Raw genomic sequence first — 17,169 nt, forward strand, 5'->3', positions numbered from 1 at the left:
CGTTGGGGGAGCCCGGCCGGCCCGCTGGGCGGTGCGGTGCGGTGCGGTGCGGTGCGGTGCGGTCAGGCTACGGGCGCCGCCGGGGCCGGACGGCGGCCGAACTGCAGGCCGGCCGCGACCAGCACGGTGGCCGCGCCGAGCAGGCCGACCGCGCCCGCCAGGCCGCCCACCGAGTGCGAGACCCCGAGCAGGACGAGCGGGCAGACGAACTCGCCGAGGAAGAAGGCGGTGTTCCACAGACCGGTGCCGCGGCCCCGGTCGGCGAAGTCCAGCAGGGCCATCGCGCGGGTCAGCAGGGTGGGCAGCAGCATGCCGCCGCCCAGGCAGTTGACGACGGCGCCGACGACGAGCAGCGGCGTGCTGTCCGCCAGCCACATCACCCCGAATCCGGCCGCGCAGAGCGCCAGGACGGCCGGCAGCAGCTGCTCGGCCCGGTCGGCGAGCCGGGTGAAGGCGATCGCGCCGACCACCGTGGCGGCGCTGGCGATCGCGGTGGACAGGCCGATGGTGGGGGTGTCGGTGACGCCGAGCGCGTCCAGCAGCTTCGACATCAGCACGGGCACGGTGTAGAAGACCACGGCGCCGAAGAAGGTGAGCGTGCAGGGCGCGGCCATCCGGCGCCAGGGGAAGGCGCTCTTCGCGGCCGCGGCCGGGGCGTGCTGCGGCGCGGTCTGCCGGGGGGCGGTCAGGACGGCCGCCATCAGCGGGGCGAGCAGCAGGCTCACCGCGTACGCCCAGAAGGGCGCGCGCCAGCCGGCCGAGCCGATGGCCCCGCCGATCGCGAAGAAGGCGGTGGCGGAGAGCGCGCTGCAGATGGCCTGCAGGGCGAGGTAGCGCTCGCGCTGCTTGCCGGAGTAGTAGTCGCCGATCAGGGTGGTGCAGCAGGTCATGATGACGGCTTCGACGACGCCGAGCACCGCCCGGCTGGCGACGATGGCGCCGAGGGAGTCCAGCCAGAGCGGGGCGGTGCCGATCGGCGCGTAGAGCACCGAGGCGCCGACCAGCAGGCGCTTGCGGCCGAACCGGTCGACCAGCGCGCCGGCGAAGGGCGCGAGCAGGGCGAGGGCCAGTGCGGGGATGCTGAGGGCGAGCAGGGCCAGCGCCTCGGCGCCGGCGGTGCTCCCGAAGTGGTCCTGCATCTTCGGGACGACGGGGGCGATCAGCACGGCCCCCAGGATCGGCAGACAGCTGCCGGCCATCAGGAGGGTGGCCTGGAAGCGGGGCGCGGGGGAAGTCGCCGAGGGGGCCGCGGGGGTGGGCGGGGCCGCGCGGTCGACCGGCGCGGTCGTGGGTGAGGACACGGTGTGAGTCTCCGTCAATGGGCGGTGATCGTAGCGAGATGTATACACATAACCCACTGGTCATACCAATGTGGTGTCAGGTGGTGAACAACCGGGACACGTTGGCCGGACTCCTGCCGGGCCTCACCGGACACCCACGGCGGCCGGTCGGAGCATCCGACCGGCCGCCGCACTCGCCACACCTCCCGGGAAGGGGCTACCGAAGTCGGCCCGCCAGGGCGGCGAACCGCGCCGCCGAGGTGCCCAGCCCCGTCGGGCCGCCGAACGACAGCTCCCCGGGCTCCGGCAGGCCCTGGTGGCCGAGCGCCGCCTCCTGGTAGCGGAAGCACTCCCGGTGCCAGTTGAGGATGCCGGCCAGCCAGTCCCGCAGCTCCTGCACGTACCCGTCCAGGATCGCCCTGGCCTCCGCACCGAGCTCGAAGTCGTCGTACAGCACCGGCAGTTCATGGGCGATGACATGCTGGAACTGCCGCATCCGGGAGTTCATCAGGTCGTCGACGATGCTCAGCGCGGTCGGGTAGTCGCAGTCGAAGAAGTTCTGCACCACGAGGACGGCGTTGTGCACCTCGCCCTCGTACTCGACCTCCTTCTGGTACGAGAAGACGTCGTTGATCAGGCAGGCGTAGTCCGCCGCGGAGTTCTCCAGCGAGCGCATCGGGCCGCTGCGGTAGATCTCCGGCGGCACCTGCCGGCCGTGTGCGAGCCGGCACAGACTCATCGTCAGGTCCGAGCCGAAGGTCATCCGCCGCATCTCGATGTAGTCCACCGGGTCCGGGATCCGGTTCTGCGCCTGGTTGGCCAGCTCCCAGAGCCAACTGGCCGTCATGTCCTCGACGGCGGTGCGGAAGCTCGCCCGCGCTTCGGGGGCCATCGGGCCGGCCGTCCTGGTCCACAGGTCCGCCAGGCCGCGTTCCAGCCCGGTCGCCGGTGCGGGGGCGGTGGCGCCGTCCAGCGGCATGAACAGCGAGAGCCGCTCGTTGCAGGCCCTGGCGCCCGCGAGGTCCCGGGTGCGGCCGTACACCACCGGGTAGTAGTCGTCGCCGTAGGTGCCCCAGGCCAGCCAGGCCGAGGTGAGGTCGAGCTCCTCCAGCGAGGCCTCCGGGTGGATGCCCGCCGAGCAGAGCGGCAGGTCGATGTCGGCGCACCGCTTCGCGTCCCAGACGTGCGAGCCGGGGATGCCGGGCTGCGGCTGGAGCATGCCCATCTCGCGGCACCAGTCGACGGTGTTGCGGCGCGAGGCGTCCAGGTGCGGGCTGAGCCGCAGCGGGAACGGCATCCGGAAATCGGGCAGCACGGACGGCCCGACCGGCTGGAACGGTACGTGCGAGAAGCTGCGCGCCCGGCCGGGGCCGATCATCGCGCCGAGCCTGCCGAGGTCCAGCGCGGACGTCCCGAGCGAGCCGGCGCCCCACGGCGACCAGGGGGCGGCCGCCGGGCCGGCGCCGCCGCCGTTCATGTACCGGCTGGAGCGCATGTGCCACTCGTGTCCGCCGGACTGCCAGTCCTGCAGCCCCTTGACGTAGGCCAGCACCTGGGCGCAGGCCTGCGGGTCCAGGCCGTGCTCGGCGAACAGCGGGGCCAGTTCGGTCAGCGTGGTGTTCTCGAACTGGTGCAGCCGCGAGGTCAGCAGGTCGTTGACGGCGTCGGCGGCCTCCTGGGTGGTGCAGCCGAGGAACCGCTCCAGGACGAGCACGCCGTTGCTCAGCTCGCCCTCCTCCTCGGTCTCCCGCTGGTAGGAGAACAGGTCGTTGCGCAGGTGGACGCCGTCCGAGAAGGTGTCCTTGAGGACCCGCATCGGCCGCGAGGCGGCGATCACGGCGGGGATCTCCGCGCCCACGGCGTGCTCGATCAGGCCGGCCGACCAGGGCGCGCCGCCGACCTTGCGGCGCATCTCGATGTACTCGACCGGGTTGGGCGTCCGGCCGGCGTTGATGTTGGAGAGCTCCCAGAGCGACTCGTTGAGCAGGTGCTCGGTGCTGACGGCGAAGCGGGCCCGCCAGTCGGCGGACATGCTCGGCACGGTGCGGGCCCAGAGGTCCGCCAGGCCGGCCTCGACCGGGTTGACCGGCTCGGGGATCTCGGCGTCGAGGTCCAGCGGCATGAAGGCCGGCAGCCGGTCCAGGTAGGCCTTGCCGCCCTCACGGTCCTGGGTTCGTTTGAAGATCTCCAGGAAGTGGTCGTCGAAGAAGAACACCCACACGTACCAGTCGGTCACCAGGGCGAGTTCGGCGGCCGAGGCGTCGGGGTGGGTGTAGGCGCAGAGCAGCGCGTAGTCGTGCGAGTCGAGGTCGTGCTCCTCCCAGATCCCGGAGCCCTCCACCATGCCCATCGAGCGGGCCCAGGCCTTGGTGTGCGTCCGGGCCTGTTCGAGGTGGGGGTTGAGCCGGGCTGGGTGCGGCAGGTAGAAGTCGGGCAGCTGGAAGGGCTGCGCCTTCTCGGAGGGGCTGGTGCCGGAGGGACTCGTGGCCTGGTTCATGGGGTGCCGTTTCTGATGCCGTGTCATCCGTTCGGCTCAGCATTACCCGGGCTCCCGGAGCCGTATCCGGTAACCAAAACAGTCATATGAGCGGATAACAGTGGGGCCCCGTCGGCAACGGGGCCCCACCAGGAACAACGGCTCCGATCAGTACGGGCGCACCAGGAAGTGGGCCGCGCCGGGGATGCCGACCTTCAGCAGCTCGTCCTCCTCGGGCGTGGTCGCGGTCCCGGTCTCCTGCTTCAGGATGGCCCGCGACAGGCTCTGCACCCACATCGCGCGCGGGCGCCGTCGGGCCTCCCAGGCGGCGAGGGCCCCGGCCGGGCCGCCGTCCGCGTCCAGGTCCGCCGCGTCCAGGCTCTCGGCCAGCACCAGCGCGTCCTCGACGGCCATCGCCGCGCCCTGGGCCAGGTGCGGCGTGCTCGCGTGCGCGGCGTCACCGGCCAGCACCACCCGGCCGACGTGCCAGGCGTCCTCGACGGTGACCTGGGAGATCCGCGAGTAGACCACCGCGGCCGGGTCGGTGACGTGGGTCAGCGCCTCGGCCACCGGGCCGGAGAAGGAGGCAAGCCGCTCGGCGAGCTGCTCGTGGGCCCGCGCCGGGTCCGGCCGGAAGTCCTCGGCCTCGGCGAACACCGCGCCCAGGTACATCAGTTCGTCGGTGATCGGGGTCAGCAGCGCCTTGGCGTTCTGGTTGCCCGCGCTCATCACCACACTCTGCACCGCGGGGTCGCGCGGCACGGTGACCCGCCAGTTCGCGAAGCCGGTGTACTCGGGCTCGAAGCGGTCCCCGTACAGGTGCTTGCGCAGCGGCGAGCCGATGCCGTCGAAGCCGACCACCAGGTCCCAGCGGCCGGTGCTGCCGTCGGAGAGGGTGACGTCCACGCCCTCGCCGTCGTCGGCCAGGGCGGTGATGGTGGTGGCGAAGCGGATCCGGGCGCCCGCCTCGGTCGCGGCCCGGCCGAGCACCTTGGCCAGCGCCGGCCGCGGGATGCCGTTGTTCGACGGCGCGTCGGCCATCCGGGGCTGCGGGATCTTGGCCAGGGTGGCGCCGGTGGGGTCGCAGATGGTGAGCACCTCCCACTCGAAGCCCGCCTCCAGGCACTGCTCCAGCACGCCGATCTCGCGCATCACGTGCAGTGCGTTCGAGGGCTGGATGATGCCGACGCCGAGGGCGTCCAGCTCGTCGCGCAGCTCGGCGACGTCGACCTGGTGGCCGCGCCGGGCCAGCGCGGTGGCCAGGGTCAGGCCGCCGATGCCGCCGCCGTGGATCAGGACGCGCAGGGGTGAGGACATGACGAGCTCTCCAAAAGGGGTTGGTTCAGCCGACCGGGGCGGCCAGCGGTGCGGGCATGGTCATCAGGTGGTCGACCAGGGCGAGCAGCAGGTCGCGGCAGAAGGCGCGCTCGCGCACGTCCCCCAGCAGCATCGGCACCTGCGGGTCGAGGTCGAGGGCGCCCCTGATCTCCTCCGCCGTACGGCTGTTGCGGCCGTGGAAACAGTTGATCGCGACCACGAAGGGGATGCCGCGGCTCTCGAAGAAGTCGATCGACGCGAAGCTGCTCTCGACCCGGCGGGTGTCGACGATGACGACGCCGCCGAGCGCGCCGTTGACCAGGTCGTTCCACATGAACCAGAAGCGTTCCTGGCCGGGCGTGCCGAAGAGGTACACCACCAGTTCGGGGCTGACCGTGATCCGGCCGAAGTCCAGGGCGACGGTGGTGGTGGTCTTGTTGTCGACGCCGCTCAGGTCGTCGACGCCGATGCTGGCCTTGGTCAGGTACTCCTCGGTGCGCAGCGGCGCGACCTCGCTGACGGACCCGACCAGGGTGGTCTTGCCGACGCCGAAGCCGCCCGCGATGAGGATCTTGACGGCGGCGGGGGCCGTCTGGCCGGTCGTTCCGAATGTCATGGTGTTCACAGTCTCCGGAGTCCTTCGCGAACGGCCCGCAGCAGGCCGAGGTCCACCCCGCCGCCGGCGACGGCCACCGAGAGCGGTGCCCGGGCCAGCAGCAGGCCCTGGGCGATCAGGTCGCCCAGCAGGATCTTGGTCACCGAGACCGGCAGGTTGAGGTCGGCGGCCACCTCGGCCACGGCGGCCGGGCGCCGGCAGCGGTCCAGGATGATCCGGTGTTCGGGCTGGAGCCCGCGCGGGGCCCGCGCGGTCCGGTCGGGACCGGCCCGGCCGAACTCGGCGCGCCGGCCGTCCTGGACGGTCGTCAGCACGGTGATGAGGGTGAGGTCGTCGCGCTCCGGGGCCGTCCGGCCCCGGGTGATCGTGTACGGGCGCACCATCGTGCCCGACATGTCGTCGTCGTCCTCCTCCTCGTCACTCCAGTGCGGCCTCACCCTCGTCCACCCCTGGCGCCGAACGCGTCGAAGTCACTGGAGCGGGTGGGGGTGGCGAGCTTCTGGCCGACCTGCTGGACGAGGGTGTGCATGGCCATCGACATCACCTCGGCGTCGACGTCCTGGGAGGCCAGCACCGCGAGGTGGGTGCCCTGTCCGGCCGCGATGATGAACAGCCAGAGGTCGGCGAGTTCGACGATCACCTGGTGCACCTGGCCGCCGTTGAACAACTGCCCGACGCCGCGGGCGAGGCTCTGCTGCCCGGTCGCGACGGCGGCCAGGCGCTCGGCGTCGGACCGGTCGATGCTCCGGGAGTGGCTGACGACCAGGCCGTCGTCGGAGAGCAGAACGGCGTGCCTGGTGCCGGCCACCGAGTCGACGAGTCCGTCCAGCAGCCAGTCCAGGTCCTGGTGGGTGGCGATGGTGCGCGTCATGTCCGGTCTTCCGTCCTAGGGGAGTGGGGATCCGCATGGGGCCCGTCCCAGGGGGAGGGGTCCTGCGCGGGCAGAGTGGGGTTCTGCAGGTGGCCGGTGTCCGGCTCACCGTGGCCGCGGGCGGCCCGGGACTGTCGCTGGAAGGCGCCGATGGCGGCTCCGGAGCGGCGCGGGGCCGGCCGGCGGAACAGGGCCTCGGTCTGCTGCTGGTCCTGCGCGGGCTGCTCCTGGCCGGGCGGCGGCAGTCGCAGTTCGGCGGCCAGGTTGGCCTGGCGGACGCGGCGCGGCAGCGGCTGGCCGTCGTCCACCAGGGCGTCGCCCGCCGGTGCGGCGCCGGGGCGGCCCTGGCCGTACGGGCCCTGGGCGGGGGACGCTCCCCAGGGCGGGCCGGAGGACGGCCGCTCGGACCGGACGGGGGCCTGCTCGGCGTAGGGCCCGGCCGACGGGTGCCGGCCGCCGCCCTGGTGGTCGAACGCCGGGCTTTCATGCCGCTCGTAGCCGCCGCCCTGGTAGCCGCCGGAGGCCTGCGGGGCCCCGGCGAACTGCGCGGCGGTGAACTCGGCGTCGGCGAACTCCGCCTCGGCGTAGGTGGGTTCGGCGAACCCGGGGGCCCGGTGGTCCGGTTCGGGGAACTCGGCGACCGGGTAGTCGGTGCCCGCGAAGGGGGCGCCGGCGTACTCGGGCAGTGCCACCACGTTCGCCACCGGCTCGGGCAGCGCGGCCGGCACGCCGGTCAGGGCGCGGCCCCGCGAGCGGGTGGGCAGCGGGATCGGCTCGACCGGTGCCACGGCGTCGTAGCCCGGATCCCCGTCGGCGACCAGCTCGGCGGGGACGAGCACGACGGCCCTGGTCCCGCCGAACGCGGACGGGCGGAACTCCACCTTCAGGCCGGCGTTGGCCGCCAGCCGGGCGATCACGTAGAAGCCCAGGCGGATGTCGTCGGCCTTGGCCAGCACGTCCATCCGGGGCGGGCGGCTCATCAGCTCGTTGGCCGCGGCGAACTGCTCCGGGTCCATGCCGAGGCCGCGGTCCTCGATCTCGATGGCCAGGCCCCGGCCGACGATGGCGGCCCGCACCTCGACCGGCGTGGGCGGCCGGGAGAAGGTGGCCGCGTTCTCCATCAGCTCGGCGAGCACGTGCGCGACCGGGCCGACCGCGCGCTCGGAGAGCCACGGGCTCCCCTCGACGTCCAGCATGATGCGCCGGTAGTCCTGCACCTCGCCCTGCGCGGAGCGCAGCACGTCGAGCAGCGGGACGGGCTTGCGCCAGCGGCGCTGCGGCTGGCCGCCGGCGAGGATCACCAGGTTCTCCTCGTACCGGCGCAGGCGGGCCGTGAGGTGGTCGAGGTCGAACAGCCCCTCCAGCACCTCCGGGTCCTCGTGGCGGCGCTCCAGCTCGTCCAGCTTCTTGAGCTGGAGGCCGATCAGCAGCTGGGTGCGGCGGGCGATGCGCTGCAGCAGCCGCTCGAAGCCCCGGTACTGGTCGGCCTGCCGGACGGCGGTCTCCAGCGCGCTGGTGCGGGCGAGGTTGAGCGCGTGGCCGAGCTGGCCCAGCTCGTCGCCGGAGCCGCCCTGCGGGTCACCGCCGATGGCCGCGGTCTCGGCCTCGACGTCGACCTGCTCGCCGCGGCCGAGGCGCTCCACCACCTCGGGCAGGGTGCGCTCCAACTCCTCGGCCTGGCCCTGCAGTGCGAGGATCCGCCGGCGCAGCGAGCGGGTGAGGCGCCAGGTGGTCAGGATGACCGCGACGACCGCGAAGAGGCCGATGGCGCTGGTCAGGGCGACCTTGATGAGCAGCGCGATGATGGTCGACTTGCCGACCTCCACCACGCCCGCCGTCCGGGTCTCCATCAGCCGCATGAGCTGCGGGTTGACCTGGTCGACGGCCTGGCGCCACTGGTCCTGGAGCTGCGGCAGCCTGACGTTGCCGGCGCCGTCGCTCGCGGTGGGGCGGGTCAGGGCCTGCTCGACGGTGGCCTTGGACTGCCAGGCGTCGCTGTTGATCACGGCCTGGTAGGCCGGTGCCTCGGCCGCCGGCAGGTAGGGGCCGACCTTGGTGCCGTAGAGGAACGCCTGGTTGCCGATGGACTGTTGGACCAGCTGGAGGTCCTGCATGCTCAGCTTGCCGCTGGGCCAGCCGCGGGCGAGCACGGCGTCCTCGCGGGCGAGCATCTCCTTCGCCCAGAACGCGTCGACCAGGACGCGGGAGATGTACGTCATCTCGCCGTTGTCCACGTGGCTGAGCGCGGTGAACAGCGTGAGGTCCACCGAGATGAGGTCGGTGTAGTAGGTGTACACGGCCTGCTGGTCGGCCGCACCGCGGTCCACGGCGGAGCGCTGCTCGGGCAGCTGCGTCATCGCCTGGCGGGCCTGGAAGACCGCGGTGCGCACCTCGGCGGGAGCGTCGGCGGCGACGTCCTCGGACAGGACCTGGAAGGTCCGCACGGCTTCGTCGGTCTTCTGCCGCTGGGCGCGCAGGGCGGTGGCCGCGGCGGCCGGGTTGGCGAGCGCCTCGGCGCTGAGCCGGCGCTCCTCCTGCAGGTTGTAGTAGACGATGTTGGACGGCTGGCCGGCCTTCTGGGCCAGCAACCCCTGGCCCGCCTGCTTCTGGAAGTCGAAGACGGTCTGGCCGCTGGTCACCGCCCAGAGTGCGGCGAGCGCGATGCCCGGTACCACTGCGAGGACGAGGAGCGCCGTTCGCAGGGACAGGCGTGGGGCCTTCTGACTGGATCTGCCGCTTCTGGGACGCGGCGGCTTGGCGGCCGCCCCCTGACCAGGTGAAGCGGTCCGCCGGTACGCACGCGCGCGCAGAGCATTCTCCTCGGGGGTGCCGGCGGCCCGTCGGGGCCGGCCGTCTGGAGTATGACTTTTGACGGGTCGATACTAGTCATACTGTGTTACAGGAGTGAAAGCGCGCCCGCCCTATGGACGCTGAGGGAAGAACGTTCCTGGTGGTGTCCACGGTTCGTGCACGCCTTCCGGCCGGTCCGCCGCGGCTTGTCACGGCCCGTGGACACGGCCGTGACGCCGCACGAGGTGTGGAGGCGTCAGTTTTCAGCCGGTGAACGGAATTGGACCCCTGGGTGGACGTCGGGTGCCGCGCCCGGCCGGGCGGACCTCACCCCGCCGACGGGCCGGCCAGGCGTTCCACCGCCACCATCGCCGCGTCGTCGTCCAGCCGGCCGCCGGCATGGGCGAGCAGGTCACGGCGCAGGTGCTGGAGCAGCGCGGCCGGCGGCTCGCCCGTCCACGCGGTGATCCGCTCGGCGAGCGGATAGAACTCGCGGCGCCCGTCCCGGGCCTCGATCACGCCGTCGGTGTAGACCAGCAGCCGGTCGCCCGGCAGGAACGGAAAGGTCTCCACCCGGTACTCGGCCGGCACCAGGTCGCCGAGGCCCAGCGGCGGCGCCGGCTGCCGGGCGGCCAGCGCGGTCACGGTGCCCTCGTGCAGCAGCAGGGGCGGCGGATGGCCGCAGTCGACCATGCTGACGACCGCGCCCTCGTCCGGGACGTCGAGGATGACCGCGGTGATGAAGGACTCGCCCGGGTCGTCCCCCTCGGTGGGCTGGGCGAGGTCCCAGCAGACGCTGCCGTCCAGGTAACGGGCCAGCTCGGGCAGGGTGGCGTGCAGATGGGCCGCCGCCCGGAACGCACCGAGCAGCAGCGCGGCGTCGCCCAGCGAGGCCAGCCCCTTGCCCCGGACGTCGCCGACCAGCAGCCGCGTCCCGGTGGCCGTCCGGGCGAGTGCGTAGAGGTCGCCGCCGACCTGGGCCTCCGCCTCGGCCGCCAGGTAGCTGGAGGCGAGCCGCAGCGGTCCGCTCCGGGCGGGCAGCGGGCGCAGCAGTACACGCTGGGCGGCCTCGGACACCGAGCGGACCTGCTCCAGCTCCTGCTCGTGCCGGTCGCGCAGCGCGCGCAGGCCGACCACGAGGGCCGAGACCAGGGTGAGGGCGGCGATCTGCGCGAGATGGTTGGGCGTGGTGAGCCCGTCGCGGAGCAGGCCGATCACCACCTGCGCGCCGATGGCGAGCAGTCCGACGACGGCGGTCGCCCGGGCGTGCGCGAAGGAGGCCGTGACGGCCGGCGCCACGATCAGCAGCGGCCCGAGGTGGATCTGCGGCGGAGCGAGGACGTCGACGACGGTGATGGCCACGATCAGCAGCAGCGGGACCAGGTGCAGTGCGCGGCCGGGCCGCCACCACCCGCGTAGGCCCGGAGGGCTCTGCTGAAGGGGCACCCCTCCTCTGTACACCGCGTCCGGGCGCCGCGCCACGCAGGTGCGCCCGGGTCAGTCCGCCGCGCCGTACCGGGCCAGGTAGCCGGCGAACCGCTCTACGTCCTGGTCGTCCCAATCGGTGAAGCGGTCGGCGAAGGACCGGCGCCGCTGTTCGGCGGCCTCGTGCAGCAGGGCCAGGCCGGCGTCGGTCGGGCGCAGGATCTGGCCGCGCTGGTCCTCGGGGTCGGTCTCGCGGACGAGCAGGCCGAGCTTCTCCAGCGCGCCGACCTGACGGCTCACCGTGGACTTGTCGAGCATGAAGTAGGAGGCGACGTCGGCGGCCCGGCAGCCGCCCCGCTCGTTCATCAGGTCCAGGATGCTGTACGTGACGAGGGAGAGGTCGGGGTGCAGCTGGGAGGCCTTGTGCCGGGCCCGGCGGGCGAAAGCGGTCAGCTCGCGCTGGATCGTGTCGATCGACGTCTCTCGGCCGGACATGGCCACCTCCTCGGGGAATCCGTTGCACAGTACAACGTGGGTGGGGGTTCTGCCTGCTCACAGGCCTGTGGCGGCGGGTGCGCGGCCGGTTCCTCAGGTCGCCGGCCGCCAGGCGCGGGCCGCGGCGATCCGGCGGACGGCGCTCGGGTGGGTGGCGAACAGCAGCTCCAGCACCCTCGGCGGGTCGACGTCCGACACGTTCGCCACCGCCAGCCTGCGCTGCATGGCGATGAACTGCTCCGCGTCCCCGGTGAGCTCCAGCGCATGGCGGTCCGCCCGCGCCTCGACCCGGCGGCTGACCGCACACTGCGGCGGGCCCGCCAGCGCACCGGTCAGCGCCGCGCAGGCCGCCAGCAGCGGCAGCGAGCGCGGATCCGCCATGGACTGCGCACCGGCCGCCGACAGCAGCGGGCCCCAGCCGGTGAGCAGGCCCAGCAGGCCCACCGCCCCGGCCGCGCCCACCGCCCCGAGCGCCGTCCCGGTCGCCACGTCCCGGTTCCTGACGTGGCCGAGCTCGTGCGCCACCACCAGCTCCACCTCGCGCGGCTCGGCCGTGCTCAGCAGCGTGTCGTACGCGACGATCCGGCGGGTGGCGCCCAGGCCCGAGACGTAGGCGTTGAGCGCGGTCGTCCGCCGGGAGGCGTCCGCCACCAGGACGTCCCGCACGGCCACGCCGTCCCGCTCCGCGAGCGCCAGCAGCGCCGAGCGCAGCGGCCCCGCCGGCATCGGCGTGAACCGGTTGAAGACCGGCTCCACCACCAGCGGGTACAGGAAGGACAGCGCGACGGTCAGCACCGCGGCCCCGGCCGCCGCCGGCAGCCACCAGCCGTCCGGCGACCGGTCGGTCAACGCGTACAGCCCCAGCACCACCGGCAGGGCCAGGGCCAGGGTGAGCGCCAGCGAGCGCAGCGCGTCCGCCACCCAGCCGCCCCAGCCCTGGGTGACCAGCCCGTACCCGTGGCGCAGCACCCTGATCCGCGCCGAGAACGGCAGCCTGACGGCCTCGCCGAGCAGCACCAAGGCGGCCGTGCCGGCCAGTACCTCGGCCGTCCGCCCGCCGCCGAACAGCCCGCCCGCCGCCGTCACCAGCCCCGCGCCGGCGGGGGTGAACCCGAGCAGCAGGGACAGTCCGAGCCCCGCCAGCCGCCCGCCCAGTGCCCACGGGGACTGCGCCCGGCGCAGCGCCCGGCCCCTGGCCCGCTCGGCCGGGGTGAAGTCCTCCGCGCTCATCGCGCTCCCCTGTCCCCTTGGTCGTGGCGGCACCCGCCGGTCACCAGGATCCCACCGGGCCGCCCCCGGCCGTATCCCGCCGACCGGCGGGTGTGGAGACGGTGAGGAGGGCGGACGGCCGGGTGGCGTATTCTGTGCGCGCTCTTGTCAATCTCGGGGGGACTCCCACATGCGCCGCGTCGCGCCCGTGCTCGCTCTGCTGCTCACCGTCGCCCCGGTGGCGGCCTGCGGCCCCGACGACCCGCCCCGGGGCAGGAACACCGGCCGGGGTGCGCAGCCGGCCCCGACCGCGGCCTCCAGCGCGGCGGCCTCCCCGACGGCCGCGCCGCGCCCCGACGGCGCCGTCACGGTGGCCTTCGCCGGCGACGTCCACTTCGAGGGCCGGACCGAGGGCAGGCTCGCCGTCACCCCGCCCGAGCAGGCGCTCGGCCCGATCTCCGCGGCGCTCTCCGACGCCGACCTCGCCGTGCTCAACCTGGAGACCGCGATCACCGGCCGCGGCGCCCCCGAGCCGAAGACCTACACCTTCCGCACCTCGCCCAAGGCCCTGGACGTCCTCAAGGACTCCGGCGTGGACGTCGTCTCGCTGGCCAACAACCACGCGGTGGACTTCGGTGCGGACGGCCTGACGGACACCCTCGCCGCGAAGGCCGCCTCTCCCGTCCCGGTGGTCGGCCTCGGCCGCAACGCCAAGGAGGCGTACGCCCCGTTCGTGACGACCGTGCGCGGTGTGAAGCTCGCGGTGCTGGCGGCAAGCCAGGTCGAGGACCTCACCAACCAGAAGTGGCGGGCCGGCGCCACCAAGCCGGGCATCGCCTCGGCGCTGGATGTCCCGGCGCTGCTGAAAGCCGTCCAGGACGCCAAGAAGCAGGCGCCGGTAGTGATCGTCTACCTGCACTGGGGCGACGAGGGCAAGGCCTGCCCGACGGCGGCGCAGACCACCCTGGCGAAGAAGCTGGCCACCGCCGGCGTGACCGCCGTTGTCGGCACCCACGCCCACACCATGGTCGGCTCCGGCATGCTCGGCAAGACCTACGTCGGCTACGGCTTCGGCAACTTCCTCTGGTACGGGACGTCCAACTACCCGTTCTCCAACGAGACCGGCGTCACCACGCTCACCCTGACCGCCGGCGGCAAGGTCACCGGCGAGGAGTTCACCCCGGCGCTGGTCGACGACCAGGGAGTGCCGCAGCCGCAGACCGGCGCCGCCGCCGAGGCCGCCCTCAAGCGCCGCGACGGCCTGCGGGGCTGCGCCGGCCTCGCGCCCGCGCCGGCCGCCGCCTCGTCCGCCGCCGTCCCGTCCGCCGCGGCGTCCACGACGGCGGGCTGAGCAGCCGGACCGCCGGGCCCGCGCGGGCCGGTCAGACGCCGGGCGTCGAACGGGCCAGGGCCAGGGCGAGTTGCTCGTCGAGCGCGGCGTCGACCAGGGCGGGGTCGATCGGCCCGCGCGCCAGCAGGGCGCGGTAGTAGAGCGGGGCGAGCAGGGCGTCGAGCAGGGCCGACGCCTCGGCGGCCCCGGCCCCGGCCCCGTCCTGACCCCCGGCCCCGGGCACCAGGCCGGCCAGGCACTGGCGGACCCGCTCGGTGTCGCGCGCGGTCAGCTCGCCGAGGAAGCCGGTGTGCAGCAGGTCGAAGGTGCGCCGGTCGAGCTGGGCGTGGCCGAGCAGGGCCTGCAGCACCCGGCCGGCCGGCGCCGTGCCGAGGAAGAGGGCGAAGCGGTGCAGGTAACCGCGCAGCTCCGCGACCGTGTACGAGGCGCCCGGTGCGGGCTCCGGCCAGGCGAGCGCGTCCTCCGCGTCCAGGACGAGGTTGTCGTACAGGATGTCGACCTTGGACTTCCACCAGCGGTAGATCGTCTGCTTGGCGACCCCGGCCCGCGCGGCGATCCCCTCGATGGTGAGGCCGTCGAAACCGCGTTCCACCAGCAGGTCGTCGGCGGCGTTCAGGACCGCCAGGCGAGCGTTCTCGTTGCGGCGCTTCGCCGGAGCGGGCTGCTCTGCGACTGTCGGGCCGACCGGCCGGGTGGCGGCGATGGCGCTGGCGTCCTTCCGTGCTGCTGCGGGCTGGTGGTGCTGCGGCCGGTCTCGGCCGGATCTTCATCCTCTCACGGCGGGTCGGACCGGCCCCGGGCCGGGCGGGGCCCCACCGGGCGCGCTCATCGACCGCCCGGCGTGCCGCGGCGCAGGGTGAGCGCGACGGCCAGGGCGAGTGCGGCGACCAGGGCGCTGAACGTCACCCCGGCCGTCCGCAGGCCGCTGAGCTGGATCAGCACACCGACCCCGATCACCGGGACGGAGAGCATCGCGTAGAGGATCGCGAAGAAGGTGGAGACCACCTCGCCCCGGCGCTGCGGAGGCGTACCCGCGTTGATCACGCCGAGACCGTTGCCGACGGCGATGCCGGTGGCCAGGCCGTTCGCGGCGGCGCCCGCGAGCAGCGCGGCCAGGCTCTCGCCGAGCAGGGCGACGGCGACGAGCGTCGCCGCCAGCACCAGGCCCGCGCAGGCGACGGGCAGCGCCCTGGCCGAGGGCAGCGTCCGGGCGGCGAACTGGCCGAGAGCGGTACAGGCGAAGGCGAGGAAGACCACCAGGCCGGTCAGCGCCGGATCCTCGAAGTGCAGCACCCGGGCCAGGAAGAGGCCGGTGACGGCGGTCAGGACACCGAGGACCGCGAAGCCGGACCCGGCCGTCAGGGCGGCCCGCAGAAAGGCCGGCCGGATCGCCGACGGCACCCGCAGCGCCTGCGGCCGCAGCCGGAACCCGGCCGGCGCCGGGCCGGTCTCCGGCAGCAGGGTCAGCCCCGCCGCCGCGATGGCCACCAGGCCCAGGGTGACCAGCCAGGGCAGCCGCAGCGGAGCGCCCGCCCACTGGGCGAGCAGGCCGGACATCAGGGTGCCGCAGGCCAGCCCGCCCATGTTCGCCGCGATGGCGAGGCTCTGGGCGCGCGCCTTCCGCTCGGGGGCCGCCAGGTCGAGCAGGGCGGCGGTGGCACTGCCGGTGATCAGGGCGGCGGACAGGCCGGACAGTACCCGGGCGGTGAGCATCCAGGCCAGCCCGTCGGCGGCCAGGAACAGGCCGGCGCCCCCGGCGGCGAGCAGCAGGGCGAGCGCGATCACCGGCCGGCGGCCGATCTCGTCGGAGAGCCGGCCGAGGACCAGCAGGCCGGCGACCACCCCGAGGGCGTAGACCGCGAAGACCACCGTGACCATCAGTGCCGAGAAGCCGAAGTCGTGCTGGTAGAGGGGGTACAGCGGGGTGGGGACGGTGGTGCCCACCATGGTCGCCCAGAAGGCGTAGGCGACCAGGGCCGAGGCGGTGCCCGGCGAGCGGGCCGGGCGTGATGATGTCCCCGGCGTGCGGGCGGGGGCGGGCGTGGTCATACGTGGCACTCCTCGGACTGGACGCGACGTTGCGTCCCGAACGTAACAGTGGACGCAACGTTGCGTCCAGCTTCACCCGTCCGCCTTCCGGTGCCGCCGGTCTGTGGTGTGCTGGAAGCCGGAAGGCCCGCCGCACACCATCGGAGGCACGCCGTGCACCGCCGTCCCGTCGCCGCCGCCCTGCTGGTTCTCGCCCTCGGCCCGGTGGCGGCCGGCTGTTCCTCCTCCACCACCACCGCCTCCACCCCTTCGACCTCCGCCCCGGGTGCGGTCGCGGTGCGCGCCACCGTCGCCGACGGCCTCGACACCCCCTGGGGAGTCGCCGTCCTGCCCGGCGGCGACCTGCTCGCCGGCTCGCGCGACACCGGCCGGATCACCCGGATCGCCGCCGACGGCGGGGCGAAGACCGACCTCGGCGCCGTACCCGGCGTGGCCCCCGCCGGAGAGGGCGGACTGCTCGGCCTCGCCCTCTCGCCGGGATTCGCCACCGACCACCTCGTGTACGCCTACCTCACGGCCGCCGACGACAACCGGATCGTCCGCCTGCCGTACGACCCGCAAGCGCCGGCCGGGGGCCAACTCGGAACTCCGCAAACGGTTCTGACGGGCATTCCGAAGGGCTCCAACCACAACGGCGGGCGGATCGCCTTCGGCCCCGACGGCATGCTCTACGCGGGCACCGGCGAGAGCGGGCGCACCGCCCTCGCCCAGGACCTCGGCTCGCTCGGCGGCAAGATCCTGCGGATGACCCCGGACGGCGCGCCGGCCCCCGGCAACCCCTTCCCCGGATCGGTCGTCCTCTCCTACGGCCACCGCAACGTCCAGGGGCTCGCCTGGGACGCCCAAGGGCGGCTCTGGGCTTCGGAGTTCGGCCAGAACACCTGGGACGAACTCAACCTCGTCCAACCCGGCGGCAACTACGGCTGGCCCGCCGTCGAGGGCATCGCCCACCGGGTCGGCTACCTCGACCCCGCCGCGACCTGGCACACCGCCGAGGCCTCCCCGAGCGGCATCGCCTTCGCCGACGGCTCCATCTGGATGGCCGCCCTGCGCGGCACCCGGCTCTGGCAGATCCCGGTCGGCGCGACCGGCGCCGCCGGCCCGCCGCAGGCCCACCTCGACGGCACCTACGGGCGGCTGCGCACCGTCGTCACCGACCACGACGGCACCCTGCTGCTCAGCACCAGCAACACCGACGGCCGGGGCGAGCCCCGCCCCGGCGACGACCGGATCCTGCGGCTCGCCGTCGGCGGCGCTGAGAGCCCGTCACCCTCCGGCTGACCAGGCAGG

Annotated in this window: 14 protein-coding genes; 2 read left to right on the plus strand and 12 right to left on the minus strand. The window is 73.9% G+C overall.

What is annotated here, in order from left to right:
- Positions 1 to 62: 62 nt before the first annotated feature.
- The 10 genes from ACFUK0_RS12430 to ACFUK0_RS12475 all read right to left on the minus strand — a co-directional run bounded on the left by ACFUK0_RS12430 (position 63) and on the right by ACFUK0_RS12475 (position 12,500).
- On the minus strand, positions 63 to 1,301 hold the full coding sequence (locus ACFUK0_RS12430) for an MFS transporter (RefSeq protein WP_380249045.1): 1,239 nt from the start codon (positions 1,299 to 1,301) through the stop codon (positions 63 to 65).
- A gap of 196 nt (positions 1,302 to 1,497) precedes the next feature.
- Positions 1,498 to 3,777: a family 2 encapsulin nanocompartment cargo protein terpene cyclase gene (locus ACFUK0_RS12435; RefSeq protein ID WP_380249047.1), complete on the minus strand. Its 2,280-nt coding sequence runs from the start codon at positions 3,775 to 3,777 to the stop codon at positions 1,498 to 1,500.
- A gap of 147 nt (positions 3,778 to 3,924) precedes the next feature.
- The gene (locus ACFUK0_RS12440) at positions 3,925 to 5,073 is read right to left on the minus strand and encodes an FAD-dependent monooxygenase (RefSeq protein WP_380249049.1); all 1,149 of its coding nucleotides are present in this window, start codon (positions 5,071 to 5,073) and stop codon (positions 3,925 to 3,927) included.
- Positions 5,074 to 5,098: 25 nt separating this feature from the next.
- Positions 5,099 to 5,689, minus strand: coding sequence for an ATP/GTP-binding protein (locus ACFUK0_RS12445; protein WP_380249051.1), 591 nt, complete (start codon positions 5,687 to 5,689; stop codon positions 5,099 to 5,101).
- Positions 5,690 to 5,694: 5 nt separating this feature from the next.
- Complete coding sequence (locus ACFUK0_RS12450) at positions 5,695 to 6,126, minus strand: DUF742 domain-containing protein (RefSeq protein WP_380249053.1); 432 nt, start codon at positions 6,124 to 6,126, stop codon at positions 5,695 to 5,697.
- Positions 6,123 to 6,560: a roadblock/LC7 domain-containing protein gene (locus ACFUK0_RS12455; protein WP_380249055.1), complete on the minus strand. Its 438-nt coding sequence runs from the start codon at positions 6,558 to 6,560 to the stop codon at positions 6,123 to 6,125. Before ACFUK0_RS12455 ends, ACFUK0_RS12450 begins: the two co-directional genes overlap by 4 nt.
- Positions 6,557 to 9,235, minus strand: coding sequence for a nitrate- and nitrite sensing domain-containing protein (locus tag ACFUK0_RS12460; protein ID WP_380249057.1), 2,679 nt, complete (start codon positions 9,233 to 9,235; stop codon positions 6,557 to 6,559). The genes ACFUK0_RS12455 and ACFUK0_RS12460 overlap by 4 nt, the downstream gene beginning before the upstream one ends.
- A gap of 442 nt (positions 9,236 to 9,677) precedes the next feature.
- The gene (locus ACFUK0_RS12465; protein WP_380249059.1) at positions 9,678 to 10,796 is read right to left on the minus strand and encodes a PP2C family protein-serine/threonine phosphatase; all 1,119 of its coding nucleotides are present in this window, start codon (positions 10,794 to 10,796) and stop codon (positions 9,678 to 9,680) included.
- A 51-nt stretch (positions 10,797 to 10,847) separates the two neighbouring features.
- The gene (locus ACFUK0_RS12470) at positions 10,848 to 11,270 is read right to left on the minus strand and encodes a MarR family winged helix-turn-helix transcriptional regulator (RefSeq protein ID WP_380249061.1); all 423 of its coding nucleotides are present in this window, start codon (positions 11,268 to 11,270) and stop codon (positions 10,848 to 10,850) included.
- Between the two features lie 93 nt (positions 11,271 to 11,363).
- Positions 11,364 to 12,500: a M48 family metalloprotease gene (locus tag ACFUK0_RS12475; RefSeq protein WP_380249063.1), complete on the minus strand. Its 1,137-nt coding sequence runs from the start codon at positions 12,498 to 12,500 to the stop codon at positions 11,364 to 11,366.
- 169 nt (positions 12,501 to 12,669) lie between these two features.
- Between ACFUK0_RS12475 and ACFUK0_RS12480 the strand changes: the two genes are divergently transcribed.
- On the plus strand, positions 12,670 to 13,830 hold the full coding sequence (locus ACFUK0_RS12480) for a CapA family protein (RefSeq protein WP_380249065.1): 1,161 nt from the start codon (positions 12,670 to 12,672) through the stop codon (positions 13,828 to 13,830).
- Positions 13,831 to 13,861: 31 nt separating this feature from the next.
- Here the strand turns inward: ACFUK0_RS12480 and ACFUK0_RS12485 are convergent, their stop codons facing one another.
- Positions 13,862 to 14,533 carry a TetR/AcrR family transcriptional regulator gene (locus tag ACFUK0_RS12485; protein WP_380249161.1) on the minus strand — a complete coding sequence of 224 codons (672 nt, stop codon included), beginning with the start codon at positions 14,531 to 14,533 and terminating at the stop codon, positions 13,862 to 13,864.
- A gap of 122 nt (positions 14,534 to 14,655) precedes the next feature.
- The gene (locus tag ACFUK0_RS12490; RefSeq protein WP_380249067.1) at positions 14,656 to 15,879 is read right to left on the minus strand and encodes an MFS transporter; all 1,224 of its coding nucleotides are present in this window, start codon (positions 15,877 to 15,879) and stop codon (positions 14,656 to 14,658) included.
- Positions 15,880 to 16,032: 153 nt separating this feature from the next.
- Here ACFUK0_RS12490 and ACFUK0_RS12495 point away from each other — a divergent pair, with 153 nt between their 5' ends.
- Complete coding sequence (locus ACFUK0_RS12495; protein ID WP_380249069.1) at positions 16,033 to 17,160, plus strand: PQQ-dependent sugar dehydrogenase; 1,128 nt, start codon at positions 16,033 to 16,035, stop codon at positions 17,158 to 17,160.
- The last annotated feature ends 9 nt before the right edge of the window (positions 17,161 to 17,169 follow it).

It is taken from the genome of Kitasatospora sp. NPDC057223 (genome assembly GCF_042669755.1).
Taxonomy (GTDB): Bacteria; Actinomycetota; Actinomycetes; order Streptomycetales; family Streptomycetaceae; genus Kitasatospora.